At 66.0% G+C, this 19,476-nt stretch carries 14 protein-coding genes and 1 tRNA gene; 10 read left to right on the top strand and 5 right to left on the bottom strand.

Annotated features, from left to right (window positions below):
• The first annotated feature begins 95 nt into the window (after positions 1 to 95).
• From N2K98_RS02000 to N2K98_RS01990, 3 genes are all read left to right on the top strand, one after another.
• Complete coding sequence (locus N2K98_RS02000; protein ID WP_255866310.1) at positions 96 to 581, top strand: septum formation family protein; 486 nt, start codon at positions 96 to 98, stop codon at positions 579 to 581.
• Between the two features lie 314 nt (positions 582 to 895).
• A complete protein-coding gene (locus N2K98_RS01995) occupies positions 896 to 5,860 on the top strand; it encodes an ExeM/NucH family extracellular endonuclease (RefSeq protein WP_255866311.1) in 4,965 nt (1,654 codons plus the stop codon).
• Between the two features lie 328 nt (positions 5,861 to 6,188).
• On the top strand, positions 6,189 to 6,983 hold the full coding sequence (locus N2K98_RS01990; protein ID WP_255866312.1) for an alpha/beta fold hydrolase: 795 nt from the start codon (positions 6,189 to 6,191) through the stop codon (positions 6,981 to 6,983).
• A gap of 65 nt (positions 6,984 to 7,048) precedes the next feature.
• Here the strand turns inward: N2K98_RS01990 and N2K98_RS01985 are convergent, their stop codons facing one another.
• Entirely contained in the window at positions 7,049 to 7,993 is a 945-nt protein-coding gene (locus N2K98_RS01985) for a DUF2382 domain-containing protein (protein ID WP_255866313.1), read from the bottom strand.
• Between the two features lie 119 nt (positions 7,994 to 8,112).
• Entirely contained in the window at positions 8,113 to 8,772 is a 660-nt protein-coding gene (locus N2K98_RS01980; protein WP_255798827.1) for a hypothetical protein, read from the bottom strand.
• A gap of 228 nt (positions 8,773 to 9,000) precedes the next feature.
• Between N2K98_RS01980 and N2K98_RS01975 the strand changes: the two genes are divergently transcribed.
• The 3 genes from N2K98_RS01975 to N2K98_RS01965 all read left to right on the top strand — a co-directional run bounded on the left by N2K98_RS01975 (position 9,001) and on the right by N2K98_RS01965 (position 11,450).
• Positions 9,001 to 10,494 carry an aldehyde dehydrogenase family protein gene (locus N2K98_RS01975; protein WP_255866314.1) on the top strand — a complete coding sequence of 498 codons (1,494 nt, stop codon included), beginning with the start codon at positions 9,001 to 9,003 and terminating at the stop codon, positions 10,492 to 10,494.
• Positions 10,495 to 10,708: 214 nt separating this feature from the next.
• Entirely contained in the window at positions 10,709 to 10,882 is a 174-nt protein-coding gene (locus tag N2K98_RS01970) for a hypothetical protein (RefSeq protein ID WP_255866317.1), read from the top strand.
• Between the two features lie 328 nt (positions 10,883 to 11,210).
• Positions 11,211 to 11,450, top strand: coding sequence for a hypothetical protein (locus tag N2K98_RS01965; protein ID WP_255866318.1), 240 nt, complete (start codon positions 11,211 to 11,213; stop codon positions 11,448 to 11,450).
• Between the two features lie 58 nt (positions 11,451 to 11,508).
• Here the strand turns inward: N2K98_RS01965 and N2K98_RS01960 are convergent, their stop codons facing one another.
• Both N2K98_RS01960 and N2K98_RS01955 read right to left on the bottom strand, forming a co-directional pair.
• The gene (locus N2K98_RS01960; protein ID WP_255870040.1) at positions 11,509 to 12,459 is read right to left on the bottom strand and encodes a zinc-binding dehydrogenase; all 951 of its coding nucleotides are present in this window, start codon (positions 12,457 to 12,459) and stop codon (positions 11,509 to 11,511) included.
• Positions 12,460 to 12,671: 212 nt separating this feature from the next.
• Positions 12,672 to 14,690 carry an FAD/NAD(P)-binding protein gene (locus N2K98_RS01955; protein ID WP_255866319.1) on the bottom strand — a complete coding sequence of 673 codons (2,019 nt, stop codon included), beginning with the start codon at positions 14,688 to 14,690 and terminating at the stop codon, positions 12,672 to 12,674.
• A gap of 97 nt (positions 14,691 to 14,787) precedes the next feature.
• Here N2K98_RS01955 and N2K98_RS01950 point away from each other — a divergent pair, with 97 nt between their 5' ends.
• From N2K98_RS01950 to N2K98_RS01935, 4 genes are all read left to right on the top strand, one after another.
• Positions 14,788 to 16,917 (top strand): prolyl oligopeptidase family serine peptidase, encoded by a 2,130-nt coding sequence (locus N2K98_RS01950; protein WP_255866320.1) that lies wholly within the window; start codon positions 14,788 to 14,790, stop codon positions 16,915 to 16,917.
• Positions 16,918 to 17,001: 84 nt separating this feature from the next.
• Positions 17,002 to 17,089, top strand: a tRNA-Ser gene (locus N2K98_RS01945).
• 82 nt (positions 17,090 to 17,171) lie between these two features.
• A complete protein-coding gene (locus tag N2K98_RS01940; RefSeq protein WP_255866321.1) occupies positions 17,172 to 17,768 on the top strand; it encodes a GNAT family N-acetyltransferase in 597 nt (198 codons plus the stop codon).
• 11 nt (positions 17,769 to 17,779) lie between these two features.
• Positions 17,780 to 18,820, top strand: a complete 1,041-nt coding sequence (locus N2K98_RS01935) for an aldo/keto reductase (RefSeq protein ID WP_255866322.1) — start codon at positions 17,780 to 17,782, stop codon at positions 18,818 to 18,820.
• A 90-nt stretch (positions 18,821 to 18,910) separates the two neighbouring features.
• On the opposite strand, the gene N2K98_RS01930 is transcribed toward N2K98_RS01935, so the two are convergent.
• Positions 18,911 to 19,459 carry a hypothetical protein gene (locus N2K98_RS01930; protein ID WP_255866323.1) on the bottom strand — a complete coding sequence of 183 codons (549 nt, stop codon included), beginning with the start codon at positions 19,457 to 19,459 and terminating at the stop codon, positions 18,911 to 18,913.
• Positions 19,460 to 19,476: the final 17 nt, after the last annotated feature.

The following is a 19,476-nucleotide window of genomic DNA, read 5'->3' as shown; positions in this document are numbered from 1 at the left end:
GAGCAGGCAAAGGGACTTCATTTCGACCGTAGGATGTTCGCGTGGTTCCTGGTCGCCATGGGGGTGCGCCGCCACGCTGCATGAGGAGAAACGTCATGAATTCCGCAAACACTGCCCGCGCTCGGGGCCTGGTCCTTCCCGTCCTGCTCGCCGGCCTGCTGACCGGTTGCGCAGGCCTGCTCGGTTCGGACGGCACAGGGTACGCCGATCTCAAGGCCGGGGATTGCTTTACCAACCCCAGCACCGAGTCGGGTGCGGAGAACGAGGAGGTCGTCGAGGTTGTAGAGGTTGATCTCATCCCCTGCGACGAACCGCACCAGCAGGAGGTGTTCTTCGTGTCTGAAATGTCTGACGGGGACTACCCCGGGGAGGGGGTCCTCGATCTCAACGCCAAGCACGTCTGTACCGAGGAGTTCGAGGGTTACGTTGGCAGCACCGTCGAGGAAACGACGCTGATTGCGGGTTACATCATCCCGACCCCGGAGTCCTGGGACCAGGAGAATGACCGGGCAATCATGTGCACGCTCGGGGACACGACGGGTGAGGAAGTGTCCGAATCCTACAAGGACTCGGGCCTCTAGACTTCGAAGCCTCCAACAAAGGAGCGCCGTCGGCCGTTACGGCCGGCGGCGCTCCTTTGTTACTCCTCAGTACCTCGTTTCAGGAAGTGGGGGCGCAAGGCCGTACACTGTGCTGGCGATCACTTTTCCGCCTCCTAGAGGGACACGGCGGAACCTTCCCGAAGCTCATGCATTGACGCATGTCACCGGACGGACACCTGTTCGTAACCCGCCCCGCCTAGCATCACCCTTCGTAATCACTCGCTGTATCCCCTGCCGCCGCTTCCGGCGGCCATTACCTGTCGGCCCGCACGGCCGACCAAGGAGTATGAGGCATGAGACCTTTCCCATGGAAGGCCGCGCTCGGGACCGCCCTGTCAGCAGGCCTTCTCGCCGCCCCGCTGACCGCATTCCCGGCCTACGCACAGGACGGCAACGCCGCCGTCCCCGGCATCATCATCAACGAGGCCTATCTGTCCGGCGGCAGCGCCAACGCCCCGTTCAACACCAAGTTCGTGGAGCTCTACAACCCCACCAGTGAACCGGTGAGCCTGGACGGCTGGTCCCTCCAGTACCGGGCCGCCGGCGCCACCGCGGCGCCCACCGGCGTCGGCACCCTCTCCGGCAGCATCGCTCCGGGCGGATATTACCTGGTTTCCGGCGCCAGCAACGGCACCACCGGCGCGGCCCTCCCGAACGCCGACGCCACCATCGGCGCCAGCTTCGCCGGAGGCGGCGGCACCCTGATTCTCTCGAACCAGGGCACCCGTATTGATCCGCTGCCCACCGGCTCGGTCATCGGCGCTCCCGGCGTGGTGGACCTGGTTGGCTACGGCACCTCCAACACCTTCGAGACCGCAGGCGCGGCCGCACCGGCTGGCAACTCGGATCCGAAGTCGCTGAACCGTGCCGGGTTCGCAGATACGAACAACAACGCCGCCGACTTCACCCTCAGCACGTCGGTCACCCCCACGTCTTCGGCCGGCACGGCTCCCACCGTGCCCGCCCCGACCCCCACACCCACCACGCCGGCACCGGTGCCGGTCCCGGGCGACGCGGTTCCGATCGCAGAGATCCAGGGCACCAGCGCGGCCAGCCCGCTGACCGGCCAGACGGTCACAACCCGCGGCAAGGTCACGGGCGTCTACGCCACCGGCGGCTTCAACGGCTACTACATCCAGACCCCGGGTACAGGCGGTGACATCAACCCGGCCACGCACACCGCATCGGAAGGCATCTTCATCTTCTCCGCGGCAACTGCGGGCCAGGTGACCGCCGGCGACTACGTCGAGGTCACCGGTACCGTAGGCGAGTACTACAACCTCACGCAGCTCACCGTCGCCGACGGCGCCATGACGAAGCTCAGCGAAGCGGCGCCCGAGGTGAAGCCCGCCGCCGTAGCCTGGCCGGCAACCGAGGAACAGCGCGAGACCTTCGAGGGCATGCTGCTGGCGCCTCAGGGCGAGTTCACCGTCACCGATAACTTTTCACTGAACCAGTACGCTGAAATCGGCCTCGCCGCCGGCGATTCTCCGCTTGTCCAGCCGACCGCTGAAGCTGCCGTTGGAACTCCGGAGCACGCCGCCGTCATAGCGGACAACGCTGCCCGTGCCGTAAAGCTCGACGACGGCGCCAGCACCAACTTCCTCAACGCCGCCAACCAGGGCACGCCCCTGCCCTACCTGACACCGGAAAACCCGGTTCGGGTGGGTGCCGCGGCTACCTTCAGCACCGGCGTGATCCTGGACTTCCGCAACAGCGCCTGGAAATTCCAGCCGTTGACCGAACTGACGCAGGCCAACGCGGCCACCGCCACGCCGGCGTCGTTCACCAACACCCGCACTGCGGCACCCGAGAGCGTGGGCGGCAACCTGAAGCTCGCGTCCTTCAACGTGCTGAACTACTTCACCACCACGGGTGACACACTGTCCGGCTGCACCTTCTACAAGAACCGCAGCGGCGAACCCGTGACCGTCAACGGAGGCTGCGACGCCCGCGGCGCCGCCAACGCCGCGAACCTGGAACGCCAGCAGGCCAAAATCGTGGCCGCGATCAACGCCCTGGGCGCCGACGTCGTGTCACTGATGGAGGTGGAGAACTCCGCTGCCTTCGGCAAGGACCGCGATGACGCCCTGTCCCGCCTGGTGGCAGCCCTGAACGCACAGGCACCGGGAACCTGGGACTACGTCCGCTCCCCCGCGGACCTGCCCGCTGATGAAGACGTCATCCGCTCCGCCTTCATCTACCGCACCGGAACCGCCGAGCCCGTCGGCGAATCCACCATCCTGGACGACGAAGCGGCCTTCTCCAACGCCCGCGAACCGCTGGCTCAGGCCTTCCGCCCCGCCGGCGGCGAAGACGGCACGGAAATCCTCGCCGTCACCAACCACTTCAAGTCCAAGGGGTCGGCACCCGCCTCGGGCGAAAATGCCGACACCGGCCAGGGCGGCTGGAACGCAGACCGCGTCCGGCAGGCGCAGGCACTGGTGGACTTCGCCGGGACCGAGTCGGAAGCAGCCGGCACGGACAAGGTGTTCCTGCTGGGCGATTTCAATGCCTACCACGCGGAGGATCCCATCAAGGTGCTGGCTGACGCCGGCTACGTTGACCTCGGCGCAACCACAGGTAAGCACTCCTACGCCTTCGGCGGGACCGTCGGCAGCCTGGACCACATCCTGGCCTCCCCGGCAGCCAATGAAGCTGTCACGGGAACGGATATCTGGAACATCAACTCCGTGGAGTCGGTGGCCTTCGAATACAGCCGCTACAACTACAACGCCACCGATTTCTACGCACCGGATCCCTACCGGGCCTCGGACCATGACCCGATCCTCGTCGGCATGGACCTGACCGCCGAAGGTACGGACACCGCCACGCTGAACCTGCTGAACATCAATGACTTCCACGGACGGATTGATGCCAACACGGTGCCGTTCGCCGGAACCGTTGAAGAGCTGAAGGCCGGCGCACCGGAGGGCAGCTCACTGTTCCTGTCCGCCGGTGACAACATCGGCGCGTCCCTGTTCGCCTCCTCGGCGCAGCAGGACCAGCCCACCATCGATGTCCTGAACGCCCTTGGGCTGCAGGCCTCGGCGGTCGGCAACCATGAGTTCGACGGCGGTTTCGCGGACCTGACGGGCCGCGTCGACGCAGCCGCGCAGTTCCCCTACTTGGGCTCCAACGTCTACACCAAGGGCACCACCACTCCTGCGCTGCAGGAGTACGAGATCATCGACGTCAACGGGGTGGATGTTGCCGTTATCGGTGCGATCACCCAGGAGACTGCAAGCCTGGTCAGCCCGGGCGGAATCAGCAACCTGGACTTCGGTGATCCGGTGGAAGCGGTCAACCGCGTAGCCGAGCAGTTGGTGGAGCAGGGCCTTGCCGACGTGATCATCGCCGAATACCACGAGGGTGCCGGCAGCGGCACTCCCGACGGCGCCACCCTGGATCAGGAACTGGCTGCCGGAGGTGCCTTCGCGGAGATCGTGAATGACACCACCCCGCTGGTCGATGCCATCTACACCGGGCACACCCACAAGCAGTACGCCTGGGATGCAGCCATTCCCGGCGAAGACGGCAAAACCCGTCCCGTGGTGCAGACCGGTTCCTACGGTGAATTCATCGGCCAGATCCGGCTCGAATACAACGAAGAAACCGACGAAGTGACGTCCTACACCGCGGCCAACGTGGCCCGCACCAAGACGGCCGCACCGGAACTGGTAGCCGCCTACCCGGCCGTGGCCGAAGTAAAGCGGATTGTCGACGCCGCCCTGGCCCACTCGGCTGAGGTGGGCAACCAGACCGTCGGCTCCGTCACCGCGGACATCACCTCGGCCTTCGTGGGCACTGCCCGCGATGACCGCAGCTCCGAATCCACCCTCGGCGGACTGGTGGCCGACTCGCTCCTGTCCACCCTTGCCGCACCCGAACGCGGCGGCGCCGAAATCGGCGTCACCAACCCGGGCGGCCTGCGCGCAGAGCTTTACTACGGCGAGGACGGCGTCATTACCTACGCCGAGGCCAACGCGGTCCTGCCCTTCGTCAACAACCTCTGGACCACCACGCTGACCGGTGCCCAGCTGAAGACGATGCTGGAGCAGCAGTGGCAGCCGGAAGGCAGTTCACGCGCCTTCCTGGCCCTCGGCCTTTCCGACAACATCACCTACACCTTCGACCCGGACCAGCCCCGCGGCTCACGGATCCAGAGCGTCACCATCAACGGTGCTGCCATGGACCCGGCCCGCGACTACCGGGTGGGTACGTTCAGCTTCCTGGCCCAGGGCGGAGATAACTTCACCGTCTTCGCGGAAGGCAAGGACACCCGCGACACCGGTTTGGTGGACCGCGACGCCTGGATCAGTTACATCTCGGCCAACAGTCCGCTGTCCCCCGACTTTGCCCGTCAGGGCGTAGTCGTCAAGGGTGCACCCACCGCGGTCAAGGCAGGCACGGAGGCGACGTTCACCGTCGGCCAGCTGGACCTGACGTCGCTCGGCAGCCCTGCGAACACGTCGCTGGCAGTCAGCTTCGTGGATGCTGCCGGGACCTCCACGGCCCTGGGCACGGTACCGGTCAGCGCCGGTTCCGCCACAGTTACCGCGACGGTTCCCGCGTCGGCTTCCGGCGCCGGGTCCCTGGTGCTGACGGCTGCTGGATCCGGCACCACGGTGACCTTGCCGGTCACGGTCGAGAAGGCTGCGGCGCCTGCGCCGACGCCGCTGTTCGCCGACGTGCCTGTGGGAATCCAGTTCTACGACGACATCCAGTGGATGGCGACCCAGGGGATCTCCACCGGCTGGACGGAAGCCAACGGCACCAAGACGTACCGTCCCTTGGAGCGTGCGAACCGAGACGCGATGGCGGCCTTTATGTACAGGCTGGCCGGAAGCCCGGATTTCACCCCGCCGCAGAAATCCCCGTTCTCGGATGTTTCCATCGAGAACCAGTTCTACAAGGAAATCACCTGGCTGGCGTCCACCGGCATCTCCACCGGCTGGACGGAAGCCAACGGCACCAAGACGTATCGTCCCTTGCAGCCTGTGAGCCGAGACGCGATGGCTGCCTTTATGTACAGGCTGGCCGGAAGCCCGGATTTCACTCCGCCGCAGAAATCCCCGTTCTCGGATGTGCCCACCGGCAACCAGTTCTACAAAGAGATCGCATGGATGGCGTCTACCGGCATCTCCACCGGCTGGACGGAAGCCAACGGCAGCCAAACATACCGTCCATACGAGCCAGTGAAGCGCGACGCGATGGCAGCTTTCATGAATCGCTACCACTCTAAGTTCGGCCTCTGACGGCACGAGACGGGTTAACAGTTTGACAGTTTGACGGGGAGGTCCGGTATTCCGGACCTCCCCTATCCATATGCCCTGAAGGAACCGGCTGCTCCCGCTGTAGGCGGAGTTCGTCCTTTCCAAAGGGGTTTACTTCGTTCGCAGACCGTACTCTGGTGGGAACCCGCAGATACGACTGCCGAATCCGGCAGCGGGAGAGGACCACCGCATGAACCGGAACCAAGACCCAGGACAGCAGCTGCAGGAACCACCCGGAGGCGGACGGAGCACGGTCCGGAGCCGAGGCGCGGAACTCGCTGTGTACCAGCACGGGACTCCGGATACCGCGGTGCCCAGTATCTTGCTGGTGCACGGCTACCCGGATGACCACCACGTGTTCGACGGCGTAGTGGAACGCCTGGCTGCCGACCGGCATGTCATCACGTACGACACCCGCAACGCCGGCGCCTCGCGTGTGACAGGAAACGCCGCGGACCGCGGATCCCTGGCGCCCTACCGGCTGGAACTGCTGGTGGAGGACCTCTATGCGGTCCTCGATGCCACCGGAACAAGAAGCGCGCATCTGGTGGGCCACGACTGGGGATCCATCCAGGGGTGGGCGGCGATACAGGACCCGCGGGCGCAAGGCAGGATCCTCAGTTACACCAGCATCTCGGGACCGGATCTGGGACATTTCCGGCGCTGGTTCAGGACCCGGCTGCGCTCACCCCGGCTGTGGCCGCAGGCCCTCTTCCAGGCGCTGCGGAGCTGGTACGTTGCCGCCTTCCACGTGCCGGTCCTGCCCGACGCGGCTTGGAGGTACCTGCTGACTCCGCGCTACGAAAAATACGCCGGCCGGAAAATCGGCGACAGCGGAGTTCGGGGCCTGCAACTATACCGGGCCAATATGTTCCGCTCCGGCGGCGCGGTACCCGACGGCGGCTATGCCGGCCCGGTGCAGGTGATCGTTCCGCTTAAAGACCCGTTCCTTTCGCCGAAGCTGGTCTCCGGCTTGGAAAGCCGTTTCCCCCGGGTGGAAATCCGCAAGGTGGCTGCCGGGCACTGGTGGCCGGAGCGCAGCAGCGGGGACTTTGCGGCCGTGCTGGACCGGTGGATGGCGGAACATCCCGACGGCGCCGGATAGCGACCCGTTAACCACCGCAGGCCGCCGGAGGATTCCGGCGGCCTGCGGGGCGTGAGGGGCACTAATCAGCGGCTGCGTTTGCCGCCGCGGCCGCTCCCGCCTTCACCCTCCATATCAATCTGCTCCTTGCTGACCTCTTCGGTGACGGTGGCCTCTTCTGTCACCGTTTCGGTGTCCAGCCGGACACGCTCAACCGGGACTGCTTCCTTTTCCACCACGGGCTCTTCGGCGTGGAGGGTCACTTCGTGCTCCTCCTCGCTGATGGCGGGTCCGTCCATGGCGGAGCCACGGTTGGCGTCCGTGATGGGCTCACGCTCAATCCGGGCTTCCTCATGGCTGACCGGAACCGTCTTGCTGACGTTCTCAGTGGTGACGTACTTACGCAGGCGGGCCCTGCCGGACTCCCTGCTCTGCTTGCCAACGTGGAGCTGCTCTTCGGAGCGGGTCATCGCGTCATCCGTGGTGGGGCCGGAAGTGTCATGCCCCACCTGGCCGTGGTCCGAGCCCCGGCTGCTTTCCGTCCGGCCGGAGGTTCCGCTTCCGCTCGACCTTCCGCTTCCGCTCGAGGTTCCGCTTCCACTCGAGGTGCCGCTTCCGCTCGAGGTGCCGCTGCCGCTCGAGGTTCCAACCCCGGACCCTGCAGAGCTCCGCTGGCCCGAGGTACCGGAAGTACCCGAAGTGCCGGACGTACCGGAGGTGCCAATGGAGTAGTAGCTGTACAGCTCATCCTGCTCCTGATCGCTGAGATGTCCGTCCTTGTCCACCCGCGGCGCGTCCTTCACCATTTCTTTGGAGTACGGCACCCGCACAACAGATCCCTCAACCGTGGCTTCCGCCAGGGGGACAAAGCTCTCCTTGGAACCAAAAAGCCCGGTCTTGGTGGTTACCCAGGCCGGCTGGCCCGACTCGTCGTCCAGGTAAATATCGCCTGCCGAGCCGATCTTTTCCCCGTTCGGCCCTTCCACGGTTCCGTGGTTCATAATCGTGTCGATCTGTTCACTGGTGATCACGTTGTTCTCCTGTTTCCGCGCCTCGTGGGCGCATGATGCTGCCTTAGTTACCGCATCCCCCGCTTCCCCCACGACTTTTCCGCCGGTTTTCTTCGGCGCCGGCGTGTTCGCCTGGTCGGTCAGTCCCCCAGCCCGGCCTTGTCCACCCGGCGGTGGAAGCGCATGCCGCCCAGCCCGCCGAGGATAGCGCCGATCAGGGCCACTGCTGCGGCCACGACGGCGGCGATGATCGTCGAAGCCGTTGCGTTGTCACCGAACATCGGGATCTGGGGGAATCCGTTGAGTTCAACCAGGATGTTGAACTGGTCCCCCGCAATCGCTGCCAGGATGGCTGCCACAATGGCGATAACCACTGCCCAGACCCACACAGCAATGCCCTGCTTCATCCCGTTGAAACGGGCCATTCGCCCCGCAACGTACCCGCCGCAGTAATAGGCCACGAAGAGGATCACCAGCAGGATGATGGTTCCGGTGATCGTGATGGCCGTGGAATCCGGGCTGTCGTCGTTCAACAACACTGCCGCGCCGAGGGCGGTGGCCAGGGCGCTCAGCAGCACCGTGGTTCCGATGGCGGTCAGCCAGCCAAAAAACGCCGAGCCGATCTTCACTCCACCGAAGGTCGCTTTCTCACGCTCGACCACTCGCCGGCGGCTGGTGTTGTCCACCCCGTCGCCCCGCGTGCCGTCCGGAGTCGGGCCCGCACCGTCTCGGTGCTCTCCGGACCCCTGGCCTGCAGCCTTTCGTCCGCGGTCCCCTGCCGCACCTGCACTTGTGCTCATGAACGTGTCCTTTGCGGTAAGAGCAGCCGGGCAATTCCCCTTTTGGCCACTGGTACTGCCAACGCTAGGCTGAACAGAGAGAAATAAAAAGGGTACTTAGTATCTGTGGCCCTTGACAGCCGATCTCCTCCCTTCGGCCGTGCCCCACATCGGTGCCTTCGGGAATTGATCCGGCCCCTTCCGGGTTGTAGCCAGCAATACACCGTCAAGATTCATCTAGGAGAAATCATGACAACTCAGCTCGAATCGACCTCCCTGGCCCTCACCGACTGGATCCCCGCCAAGCAGTTCATCGGCGGCGAATGGCGCGACGGCCGTTCGGAGAAGACCCTCACGGACACCAACCCCTTTGATGGTTCGCAGCTGATGACCATGCAGCAGGCCTCCCGCGAAGACCTCAATGACGCGTACGCCGCTGCAGAGGAAGCCCAGAAGGATTGGGCGGCCCGGACCCCGAACGAGCGTCGAGCCGTCATCGCCCGCGCCGCAGAAATCTTCGAGGAACGCCGCGATGAGATCATTGCCTGGCTCAACGCCGAATCCGGCAGCACCATGCTGAAGGCCAACATCGAAGTTGCCTCCGCCGCCTCCATCACCCGCGAGGCAGCCACCTTCCCGCACCGTGTGTCCGGCAAGATCATGGACTCGGATACCCCGAACAAGGAACTGCGCGTCTACCGTGCCCCGCTGGGCGTCGTCGGGGTCATCAGCCCCTGGAACTTCCCGCTGCACCTCTCCCAGCGCTCCGTCGCTCCAGCCCTGGCCCTCGGTAACGCCGTCGTCCTCAAGCCTGCCAGCGACACCCCGGTCACCGGCGCCCTCATCATCGCCAAGATCTTTGAAGAGGCTGGCCTGCCCGCAGGCGTACTGAACGCCGTCGTCGGCGCCGGCTCGGAAATCGGCGACGCCTTCGTGGAGCACCCGACCCCGCGGATGATCTCCTTCACCGGCTCGACGCCGGTGGGCAAGAACATCGGCGCCCTGGCCGCAACCGGCGCCACGCTGAAGTACACGGCCCTTGAGCTCGGCGGCAACAGCCCGTTCGTGGTTCTCGCCGACGCCGACGTTGACCAGGCAGTCCGCGCCGCGGCCATGGGCAAGTTCCTGCACCAGGGACAGATCTGCATGGCCGTGAACCGGATCATCGTCGAAGACGCCGTTTACGACGAATTCGTCGAGAAGTTCACGGCGCACGTGAAGACGCTGAACGCCGGCGACCCGACCGACCCGAAGAACGTCGTGGGCCCGATCATCAACGCCAAGCAGCTCGAGGGTTTGAAGACCAAGATCGAGACCGCGAAGTCCGAAGGCGCCCGCCTCATGATCGAAGGCGAAATCAACGGCCAGGTACTTTCCCCGACCGTCTTCGCCGACGTCACCAAGGACATGGAGCTGGCCCGCGAGGAGATCTTCGGCCCGATCGCCGGGATCATGCGCGCCAAGGACGCCGAGGACGCACTGGCACTGGCCAATGACACCGACCTCGGCCTCTCCAGCGCCGTCTTCACCTCCAACCTGGAAGAAGGCGTCAAGTTCGCCCGCCGCATCAAGGCAGGCATGACACACGTCAATGACTTCCCGGTCCAGGACGAGGCGCACATTGCCTTCGGCGGCGAGAAGAACTCCGGCCTCGGCCGCTTCAACGGCGAGTGGGCCATCGACGAATTCACCACGGACCACACCATCAGCGTCCAGCACACTCCGCGGGAATACCCGTTCTAATCCGGTAACGGATACCGGCAGGTAAACGACGACGGCGGCCCGCACCAATAGGTGCGGGCCGCCGTCGTATTACGTCTTGGCTACGCTTGGACGCGACACGCCCCCGGGCGTCTGGCGCGCTGTTAGTCTCCCTCTCACCGGCCCGGAAACTCCGCGCCGAACTACTGGGGGCATTGATTGGATTGACCGCTTCTTTTTCACGCCGGGCCCGCATGTGTGCCTTGGTTCTCGCGTCCGCTGCCTTACTGACTGCCTGCGGCGCGGAGACGGCCGCCGAATCGGCGGCCTCGAAGAGCACGACGGCCACGCCGTCTGCTTCAGCAACACCATCGGCAACGGCACCTTCTGCCACACCGTCAGCGACGCCAACGGAAACGCCCGTTCCTGAACCGGCAGCACCAGTCACCGTCACCACCCCCAACGGGCTGCACAGCTTCACCCTTCCGGCCGGATGGTCGGCCGTTCCGACCGAACCGCTGCCCATGCTTGCCCATAGCGTCGGTCTGTCACCGGCGGCCTTCAATATTCTGGACTCAACCGGGAACCCGGTAGCCAAGTTTGAGAGTGGAGCCGACCTCCACGGGTCCGTAGTGCCCAGCCCGGGGCACATCGTGTACGACGCGCAGCAATTGCCGGGTTACACGAACAAGATTGGCATGCCTGTCTATTTCCAGTTTGAATCCCGTCCGGGCTTCGGAGAAACAGCATCGGGATCTATGGCAACTACCGGCCGCAAGTATGCTGTCCAGCTTGATGACGACGGTATGCCGGACGCCACCGGCATGGATACCGGAACGGCCCACGGCACGGTTTCCATGTCTGACGGCGACATCAGGTTCGAAGCCCTCATTAATCCCGGAGCCTTCGCGGACGACGCCGCAGCCCAGGCATGGATACAGACGGACATCTACCAGCAACTGAAAGCTATGATGCTTTCGCTGACCTACAACGGCTAGGGACAGAACAACGGCGGCTGCGCACCTTCCAAGGGTGCGCAGCCGCCGTCATTAACAGCTATTCGCCGAAGCGGGCCACCAAGCGCCCCAGCACCTGGTTGTTCTTGAGCCGCTCAAGCCCCTCACCGACCTGGTCGAAGCTGATTTCCTCGTAGCCCGGGGTGATCTCGCCGCGGAGCATCAGGTCGAAGACTTCCTCGATGTCGGCCACGGTGCCGCCAAGGGATCCCTCAATGGACTTGCCGAGGATGGTGTTGGTCGCCACCGTGAAGGTGGGCTTGCCGAGGCCTACCTGAACCACCTTGCCGCCACGCCGAACAGCGTTCACGGCCTTCTGGGTGGTGTCGAAACCTGCGTAGTCAACGATGAGGTCGAAGTCGCCGCCACGCCGTGGGTCGGTGACCCATTCCGCGGCATCCTTGACACAGGAAGCCACGCCGGCCTCCTTGGCATTGGCCCAGGCTTCTTCCTTCATCTCAGCCACGTGAACCTCGGCACCGGCCAGGACGGCGGCGCGGGCGCCGATCTGCCCCAGGCCGCCGAAGCCGATCACGCCGACCTTCATGCCCTTGGCTGCCTTCCCGACCTTGATCATGGCGTGGTAGGAGGTCATGCCGGCATCCGTGGCGAGGGCAGCGAGGGAAATATCGAGGCCCTCGGGAACGCGGGCCAGGTCGCGGTAGTCCGCAGCGAGCTTGTCCGCGAAGCCGCCGGGAGTGAACATGCCGGTAGGCGGCTGGACTCCGGAGGAGCATACGCCGACGACGTCCCCAACCTTGAAGCCGGTCACCTCGGATCCCAGCGCCGTGATCACGCCGGCGTTTTCATGCCCCTGCGTCATCGGCAGGAACGGCATGACCGCGTCGCCGACCTCCATGTACATCACGTCCGAGTGGCACAGGCCTGCTGCCTTGACGTCAATGATGACCTGTGTGGGACCGGGTTCCGGTTCCGGGACTTCGTTCAGCTGGATCGGTTTGCGGTCCCCCATGTACTGCCAAGCTTTCATCACAACGCGTCCTCTCGGGTTGATTCGCGAGGCGGCTGCCGTGCCGGATAGGAGCACGAAATGGAGTGGTTCAGCCCCGCTGATGCCGATTTTATCGGCGCGGCACACCCTGGCAGGGGCCAGGTTCACCCGCCGCTGAGCGCTGGGCGCGCCGCTCCGGTGCCACTCACCGCCGCTGTTACTGTGCGACGTGCAGGCTTGGAAAGCCGGGTTCAGCCCAGCACGGCAGGTTGGTCCTGGCCGGCGGACGGTTCCGGGGCCGTGGCCCGCGAGTCCGAACCCGCCGTGGACGCGGCAGCGGACAGCACTGCAGCGGCAATCGCGTCGGCGTCCTGCAGCGTCCGCGAGCCTTCCGCTGCCGGAGCGCCGGCCTCGGCGGCAATCGCCGTTCCCCACTGGACCGAGGACAACTGCAACCCCAGCACAAACAGGTTCTCCACCGGTTCGCCGCTGACGCCCACCGCCCGATACGGCGGCAAGGTAACGTCCAGCCCGGGAGTCAGCACGGGGGTGCCGTCGGCGGACATCATGACCTTCGGCCGGGCCAGGCCGTCGCGGATCAGTCCAGCCAGCAACGGCGAGACACTGCGGTCCACCCGGTTGGGCGGCATCATGGCCTCCATCAGGGTGGAGGCGGCATACTCGGTGCCCACCCACGGCGAGGAGGCCGTGAACACGCCGCGGGCCTCGTCCACGTCGAAACGGGGATCGGGGCCGACAAAGTGCACCAGGCCGGCGCGGACCAGTGCGGCCAGCTGTTCGATCCGTTCCGGCGGCGGACCGCTCGCCAGGCCTTCGACGAGCGGTTCGAACCAGCCCCGCAGTTCGCTGAGCCAGGACGCTTCGGCCAGGCCGCCGTCGGCCACCACCGCTTTCAGCAGGCTGCGTCCGGCGTTCAGGGCTCCGATTGCCATCTTCAGCGGGTCGTCTTCCCCGGCGGCGGATCCGGCGGCGTCATCCTCCAGGTAGGCCAGGACGGCGTTGTCCGCATCCTCGGCCCCGCTGAACGGCCGGCGGCCCAGCGGCTGCGCCAGGGCTTCAAGATTGGTGCGGCGGTTGGACGGAACGTAGGTATCCAGCACCGCTTCCTTCGCGGCGTCCCACTCCGGTCCCGGAAGGTTCAGTGCCGCTTCCAGCTGGTCCTGGAACTCGGCTGCGGTGCCGTTCAGCTCGGCGGGGGCCACCCGGGCGAGCGTGCTGTAATACGCCCAGACGGCGTCACGGTGCAGCAAGGGCCAGAGATCGTGGTCGAAACCGGGCAACAGTCCGTCGGCCCGCAAGGCGAGCGCCCTGTCGCGGGTCAGCCAGCGGAGGTGGACTCCGCGGGGAACGTAGGAGTCCAGTTTCGCCTTGGCCCGGTAGGGCGTGCCGCGGCGTGAAGCGGCGATCAGCTGCGGTTCCCGGCCCGAGGGTTCGTAGCGCAGGGCGCGGCCGGCAGGCTGCCCGGTGGACACATACCGCCCGCCGCGGCCGATGGTGGCGGCAGCCATCACGTCAAAGAAATTCAGGCCCAGTCCGCGCACCAGCACCGGTTCCCCGGCGGCCAGGCGGGAGAAGTCGACGTCGGCCGGCACGGCCGGCGGAAGGTAGGTCAGGCCGTGGCGTTGGGCGGCGTCCTGCAGCCGTGCCTGTTCCGGGGAAAGCAGTGCGGGCAGGTGCCCCAGGGCCAGCACTACGGCGTCGGTCGCCAGAACCTGCTGTCCTTCCAGCTCGACGATCAGCCGGCCGGCCGCTTCGCGGGAGATGCCCAACGCTTCGGTGCGGCGGTGTACGAGCTCCACGCCGTCATCGGCGGCCGTTTTCTGCAGCTGGCGGTAAGTCCACTCCAGATACCGCCCGTACAACGGACGGCTGGGGAAATCCGCGGGACCAAGCGCGGCCAGCTCCTGTCGGTCTCCGGCGGAGAGACTGTCCGCCGCACTGGTACCGGCGCCCATGAGCTCGCGCCACTGGTTGAAGGAGAGTCCTGCAGGCGAGGGCAGCAAGTCACGGACCGTATCCCCTGCCGGGACCACGGTGGGAAACAGTGCCGGGGTGTTCATTAGGAACAGCCGCGACTGGTTGGTCCGCCAGACGTGCCCCGGACCCGGACGAAACGGGTCAATCAGTTCAATGCGCAGGGGCCGGCGATGCGCAGAAGCACGCCGATTGGTCAGCAGCCGGTCCACTACAGAGAGGCCGCGGGGTCCTGCGCCAATGACAGCTACCCGGAAACTCTGCGTGTGATCCATCCATCTAGAATATCCGGAGCCGGAGCGGCCCGGGTTCGGGCAGGCGTGGACAGCCCGCCGGGCACACCCGGAAAGCGGCGGTGGCTAGGATGGGCGCATGACATCCCCCAACCTCGACGCCGCCGATTCAGCCCCTACCGACGAGTTCCTCTGGCTGGAGGACATCTACGGAGAGAAGCAGCTGGACTGGGTCCGCTCGGAGAACACCGTGACCGAAAACCTGCTCTCGCGCACCGGATTCCAGCAGACAGAGGAACGCCTGCTCGAGGTCCTGGATTCCACGGACCGCATCCCCATGGTCGCCAAGCGCGGGGAGCACTATTACAACTTCTGGCGCGACGCGGAGCATCCCAAAGGCCTGTGGCGCCGCACCACCTGGGAGAGCTACACGTCCGCGGACACCGAGTGGGAGGTGCTGCTGGACCTGGACGCGCTCAGCGCCGCCGAAGGGACCGAATGGGTCTGGGGCGGGTCCATGTTCCTGCGCCCCGCCGACGGCGTCTCCTACCGCCGTGCACTGGTGTCCCTCTCCCCCGACGGCGGCGACGCGGCCCGCTACCGGGAGTTCGACGTCGTCGACCGCGCCTTCGTGTCCGGCGGGTTCGACATTCCCGCGGCGAAGAGCCGGATCAGCTGGGCCGACGAGGACAGCCTGTACGTGGGGACGGACTTCGGCCCGGGTTCCATGACCACCTCCTCCTATCCGCGCACCAGCCGCATCCTGCGACGCGGGCAGGCACTGTTGGACGCCGAACCCTTCTTCGAGATTCCTGAAGACCACATGATGGCCGTAGTGCAGCGGGACCAGACGCCCGGCTTCGAACGGGACCTGGCCGTGGACATCATCGACTTCTACAACACGCGCACCTTCCTGCGGGAGGGCAGCGACTGGGTACAGCTCGATGTCCCGCTGGACGTGAACGTGGATGTGCACCGCCAGTGGCTGCTGCTGCGTCCGCGTACCGATTGGGAGCTCGACGGCGTCATCCACCCCGCCGGTTCCCTGCTGGCCGCGTCGCTGGAAGATTTCACTGCCGGAAACCGGAGCGTCCACCGGCTCTTCACCCCGGATGCGTCCACGTCGCTGCAGTCCTGGAGCTGGACCCGGGACCGGCTGCTGCTGAACCTGCTGCGCGATGTCAGCTCCGAAATCCTGGTCCTCACCCCCGAAGACGGCTGGCGGGCGGACATCCTGGACGCCTGCCCGCCGCTGCACTCGGTGGACGCGTACGCCGTGGATGACGAGGATGAGGCCGCCGGCAACGACTACTGGCTGATCAGCACCGGGTTCCTCACGCCGTCCACGCTGTCCCGCGGCACCCTCGCCGGTCCCGGTTCCCGGGACGGCCGCCGGGCCGAGGCGGTCAAGACCTCACCCACCATGTTCGACGCGGCGGGACTGACGGTCGAACAGCACTTCGCCGTGTCCGCGGACGGCACCAAGGTGCCCTATTTCCAGGTGGGCCCGGAGGATCTGGTGCTCGACGGCGGCAACCCCACCCTGCTCAACGGGTACGGCGGATTCGAAGCCTCCCTGACCCCTGCGTACAGCGGGGTGGTGGGCCGCGGCTGGCTGGAGCGGCGCACCACGGATGCCGACGGCGTCGAACGGCACGGCGTCTACGTGCTGGCCAACATCCGCGGCGGCGGGGAATACGGACCCGAATGGCACCGCGCCGCTCTGCAGGAAAAGCGGCACCGGGCCTATGAGGACTTTGCCGCCGTGGCTGAGGACCTGGTGGCCCGCGGTGTCACGTCCCGGGAGCATCTGGGCTGCACCGGGCGCAGCAACGGCGGACTGCTGGTGGGCAACATGCTCACCACCTATCCGCACCTGTTCGGTGCTGTTTCCTGCGGGGTGCCGCTGCTGGACATGCGCCGCTACACGAAGCTTTCCGCCGGTTATTCCTGGATTGCCGAATACGGTGATCCGGACGATCCGGCCCAGTGGGAGTTCGTTCAGACATTCTCCCCCTACCACCTGATCAAGGAAGATGTCTCCTATCCGCCCACGCTGATCTGGACGGCCACCAGCGATGACCGGGTAGGGCCGGTGCAGGCCCGCAAAATGGCTGCCCGGATGAAGGCCATGGGTGCGGACAAGGTCTGGTTCCATGAAGCGCTGGAGGGCGGGCACGCCGGTGCGGCGGACAACCGGCAGTCGGCCCGGATGCACGCCATGTCCTACGAATTCCTCTGGGAAGCGCTCACCGGAAGACTGGGCTGAGGCGTTTTGCCCTAATCGGCAAGTTGCCGGTAGTCTTGTCAGGCTGGCAGCGGAAGCTGCAAGTCATGTTGAGATAAGCATGTTGGAGACGTGCCAGAGCGGCCGAATGGGCTTCACTGCTAATGAAGTGTGGGCCTAAAGCCCACCGGGGGTTCAAATCCCCCCGTCTCCGCGCTGAAACCCCCGGGAAACCGGGGGTTTTTTTGCGTCTACCCTAGATTCACCACCGAATCTCTTCAGAAGGGCACGCAGCCATGGCACGGGACGGCATCCTGCTTCACGGACCGCGGGTGACGCTGCGGGATTTCCGGGCCGACGACGTCGACGCCGTGCACGCGTTTGCCTCCGATCCGGTGGTCACGCAGTGGTCCACGTGGGGGCCCAATACCTTGTCCGATACGCGGTCCTTTGTCGCGGACGCCGCCGCCGAACCTGCTTCCCCGGCGAGGACCGGGTTCACTCTGGCTGTGCTGTTCCAGGACCGTCTAGTGGGGACGGCGGCTGTGTGGACCACCAGCGCATCCGACCGCAACGGGGAACTGGGCTACACCCTTGCCCGCGGTGTTTGGGGATTGGGCCTTGCCACCGAGGCCGCAGCGCTCCTGCTCGGCCATGCCTTCGGTCCGATGGGGCTGGTGCGTGTGGAGGCCACCTGCCATCCCGGGAACGCGGGTTCGGTCCGGGTGCTGGAAAAGAACGGCTTCACCTTCGAAGGCCGGCTCCGTGAGCACCGGCTGGTGGGCGGGAAGCGGCGGGATTCCCTGTTGTTCGCCGCCCTGCTTTCAGACCGGGAGCTTTCAGACCCCGCGGCGGATAAGCTGGCAGCCGGTTCACCAGCTTCCCTAGCGTGAAGGAAACATCCATGGAAATGCGACTGCTCGGCAACAGCGGAACCTCGGTCAGCAACTATGCGCTGGGCACCATGACCTTCGGCAACGAATCCGACGAGCGGGCCTCGCACGCCATCCTCAACGATTACGTGCGTGCCGGCGGAAACTTCGTGGACACTGCGGATGTTTACACAACCGGTGCGTCCGAAGAAATCATCGGCCGCTGGCTGCACACCCATCCCACGGAAGCGGCCGACGTCGTCCTGGCCACCAAGGGGCGCTTCCCGATGGGCGGCGGGGCGAACGACCTGGGCACTTCCCGCCGGCACCTGCGCCGCGCGCTGGACGACTCCCTGATGCGGCTGGGCGTGGACCACGTGGACCTGTACCAACTGCATGCCTGGGATCCGTGCACGCCGCTTGAGGAGAGCCTGGGCTTCCTCAATGACGCGATTACCGCGGGGAAGATCAGCTATTACGGGCTTTCCAACTTCACCGGCTGGCAGCTGACCAAGGCCGTCTACGTGGCCCGGGAACACGGCTGGGCTTTGCCGGTCACGCTCCAGCCGCAGTACAACCTGCTTGAACGGGAGATCGAATCCGAGATTGTTCCCGCAGCGCTCGACGCCGGACTGGGGTTGCTGCCCTGGTCACCGCTCGCCGGGGGCTGGCTCACCGGCAAGTATGACCGCGAGACGGTTCCCGCCGGAAACACGCGCGTGGGCGACAACCCCACGCGGCAGTTCCAGGGGTGGGATCTGCGCAGCCACAACGAGCGGACCTGGCGGATCCTCGACGAACTGCGGACCGTGGCTGCCGCGCACTCCGCCACGCCGGCACAGGTGGCGCTGGCCTGGCTGGCGGACCGTCCCGGAGTGACCTCGGTAATTCTCGGCGCGCGCACCACGGACCAGCTCGCGGACAATCTGGGAGCGGCGTTCCTGGAGCTGACCGACGAGGAAAAGCAGCGCCTGACGGAGCTGAGCGTCCCGCAGGTCGGCAACTACCCGTACGGCCCGGACGGCCGGAACCAGCGGGAGCGTCTGCTTGAGGGCGGCCGGGCCGGGCGGTAACACCTGCTGGGCCCTATACCCCGGCGGGATCCGGGGCAAAGTAAAGGCCGGGCCACGCCGGCCCGGCCTTTGGCCTCACTTAAGGTGCCCCTACGGCTTCAGGAAGTCCTCGGGCCGCAGCTGCTGGGCCCACTTGCTGATCTCTTCTTCCCGGACCGCTTCTGATTCTGCACCTGCTGCGGGCTTGGCCGCGTCGGGCTTGGCCGCGTCGGGCTTGGCAGTGTCCGGCTTAGCCGCGGACTCGGGATCCGGAATGGGCCGTACATACGGCTGCGGGTGCGCCGCCATGTTCGTGATGGCAGCCCCCGAGGCCCGGATGCCGGCGCCGGTGAACATCGCGTAGAGCTTCAGCGCCTTTACCGGCTGTCCCTGTCCGAGGGCGGCATATATCTGCCGGTGCTGATCTGCGCTCAGCAGCGCGGCAGCGTCCCTGGCGGCCTGCGGCGACGTGCCGGTTGCCGCCGGCGCGGGACGGGGACGTGCAGGCCGTGCCGGCCGCGCACCGCCCGAACCGTCGGCACCGCTGGAAGCGCCTGCCTCCGGCTTGGGGTTGGCGGCACGGCGCTTCTCAAACCTGCCCCAGAGCGCGCTCAAAACAGCGATGGATAGGACGAAGAGAATGATAACCGCAAGCTCCATACCTTGATCCTAGCTTT

Origin of the sequence: Arthrobacter jinronghuae (genome assembly GCF_025244825.1) — a bacterium.
In the GTDB taxonomy this organism is placed as follows: Bacteria; Actinomycetota; Actinomycetes; order Actinomycetales; family Micrococcaceae; genus Arthrobacter_B; species Arthrobacter_B jinronghuae.
This window is presented reverse-complemented; position numbering and strand designations above follow the sequence as displayed.

Coding starts and splice junctions, on each gene's coding strand:
- N2K98_RS02000 (WP_255866310.1), top strand. CDS start 96: ATGAATTCCGCAAACACTGCCCGCGCTCGGGGCCTGGTCCTTCCCGTC.
- N2K98_RS01995 (WP_255866311.1), top strand. CDS start 896: ATGAGACCTTTCCCATGGAAGGCCGCGCTCGGGACCGCCCTGTCAGCA.
- N2K98_RS01980 (WP_255798827.1), bottom strand. CDS start 8,772: ATGAGCACAAGTGCAGGTGCGGCAGGGGACCGCGGACGAAAGGCTGCA.
- N2K98_RS01975 (WP_255866314.1), top strand. CDS start 9,001: ATGACAACTCAGCTCGAATCGACCTCCCTGGCCCTCACCGACTGGATC.
- N2K98_RS01965 (WP_255866318.1), top strand. CDS start 11,211: ATGGCAACTACCGGCCGCAAGTATGCTGTCCAGCTTGATGACGACGGT.
- N2K98_RS01960 (WP_255870040.1), bottom strand. CDS start 12,459: ATGAAAGCTTGGCAGTACATGGGGGACCGCAAACCGATCCAGCTGAAC.
- N2K98_RS01955 (WP_255866319.1), bottom strand. CDS start 14,690: ATGGATCACACGCAGAGTTTCCGGGTAGCTGTCATTGGCGCAGGACCC.
- N2K98_RS01950 (WP_255866320.1), top strand. CDS start 14,788: ATGACATCCCCCAACCTCGACGCCGCCGATTCAGCCCCTACCGACGAG.
- N2K98_RS01940 (WP_255866321.1), top strand. CDS start 17,172: ATGGCACGGGACGGCATCCTGCTTCACGGACCGCGGGTGACGCTGCGG.
- N2K98_RS01935 (WP_255866322.1), top strand. CDS start 17,780: ATGGAAATGCGACTGCTCGGCAACAGCGGAACCTCGGTCAGCAACTAT.
- N2K98_RS01930 (WP_255866323.1), bottom strand. CDS start 19,459: ATGGAGCTTGCGGTTATCATTCTCTTCGTCCTATCCATCGCTGTTTTG.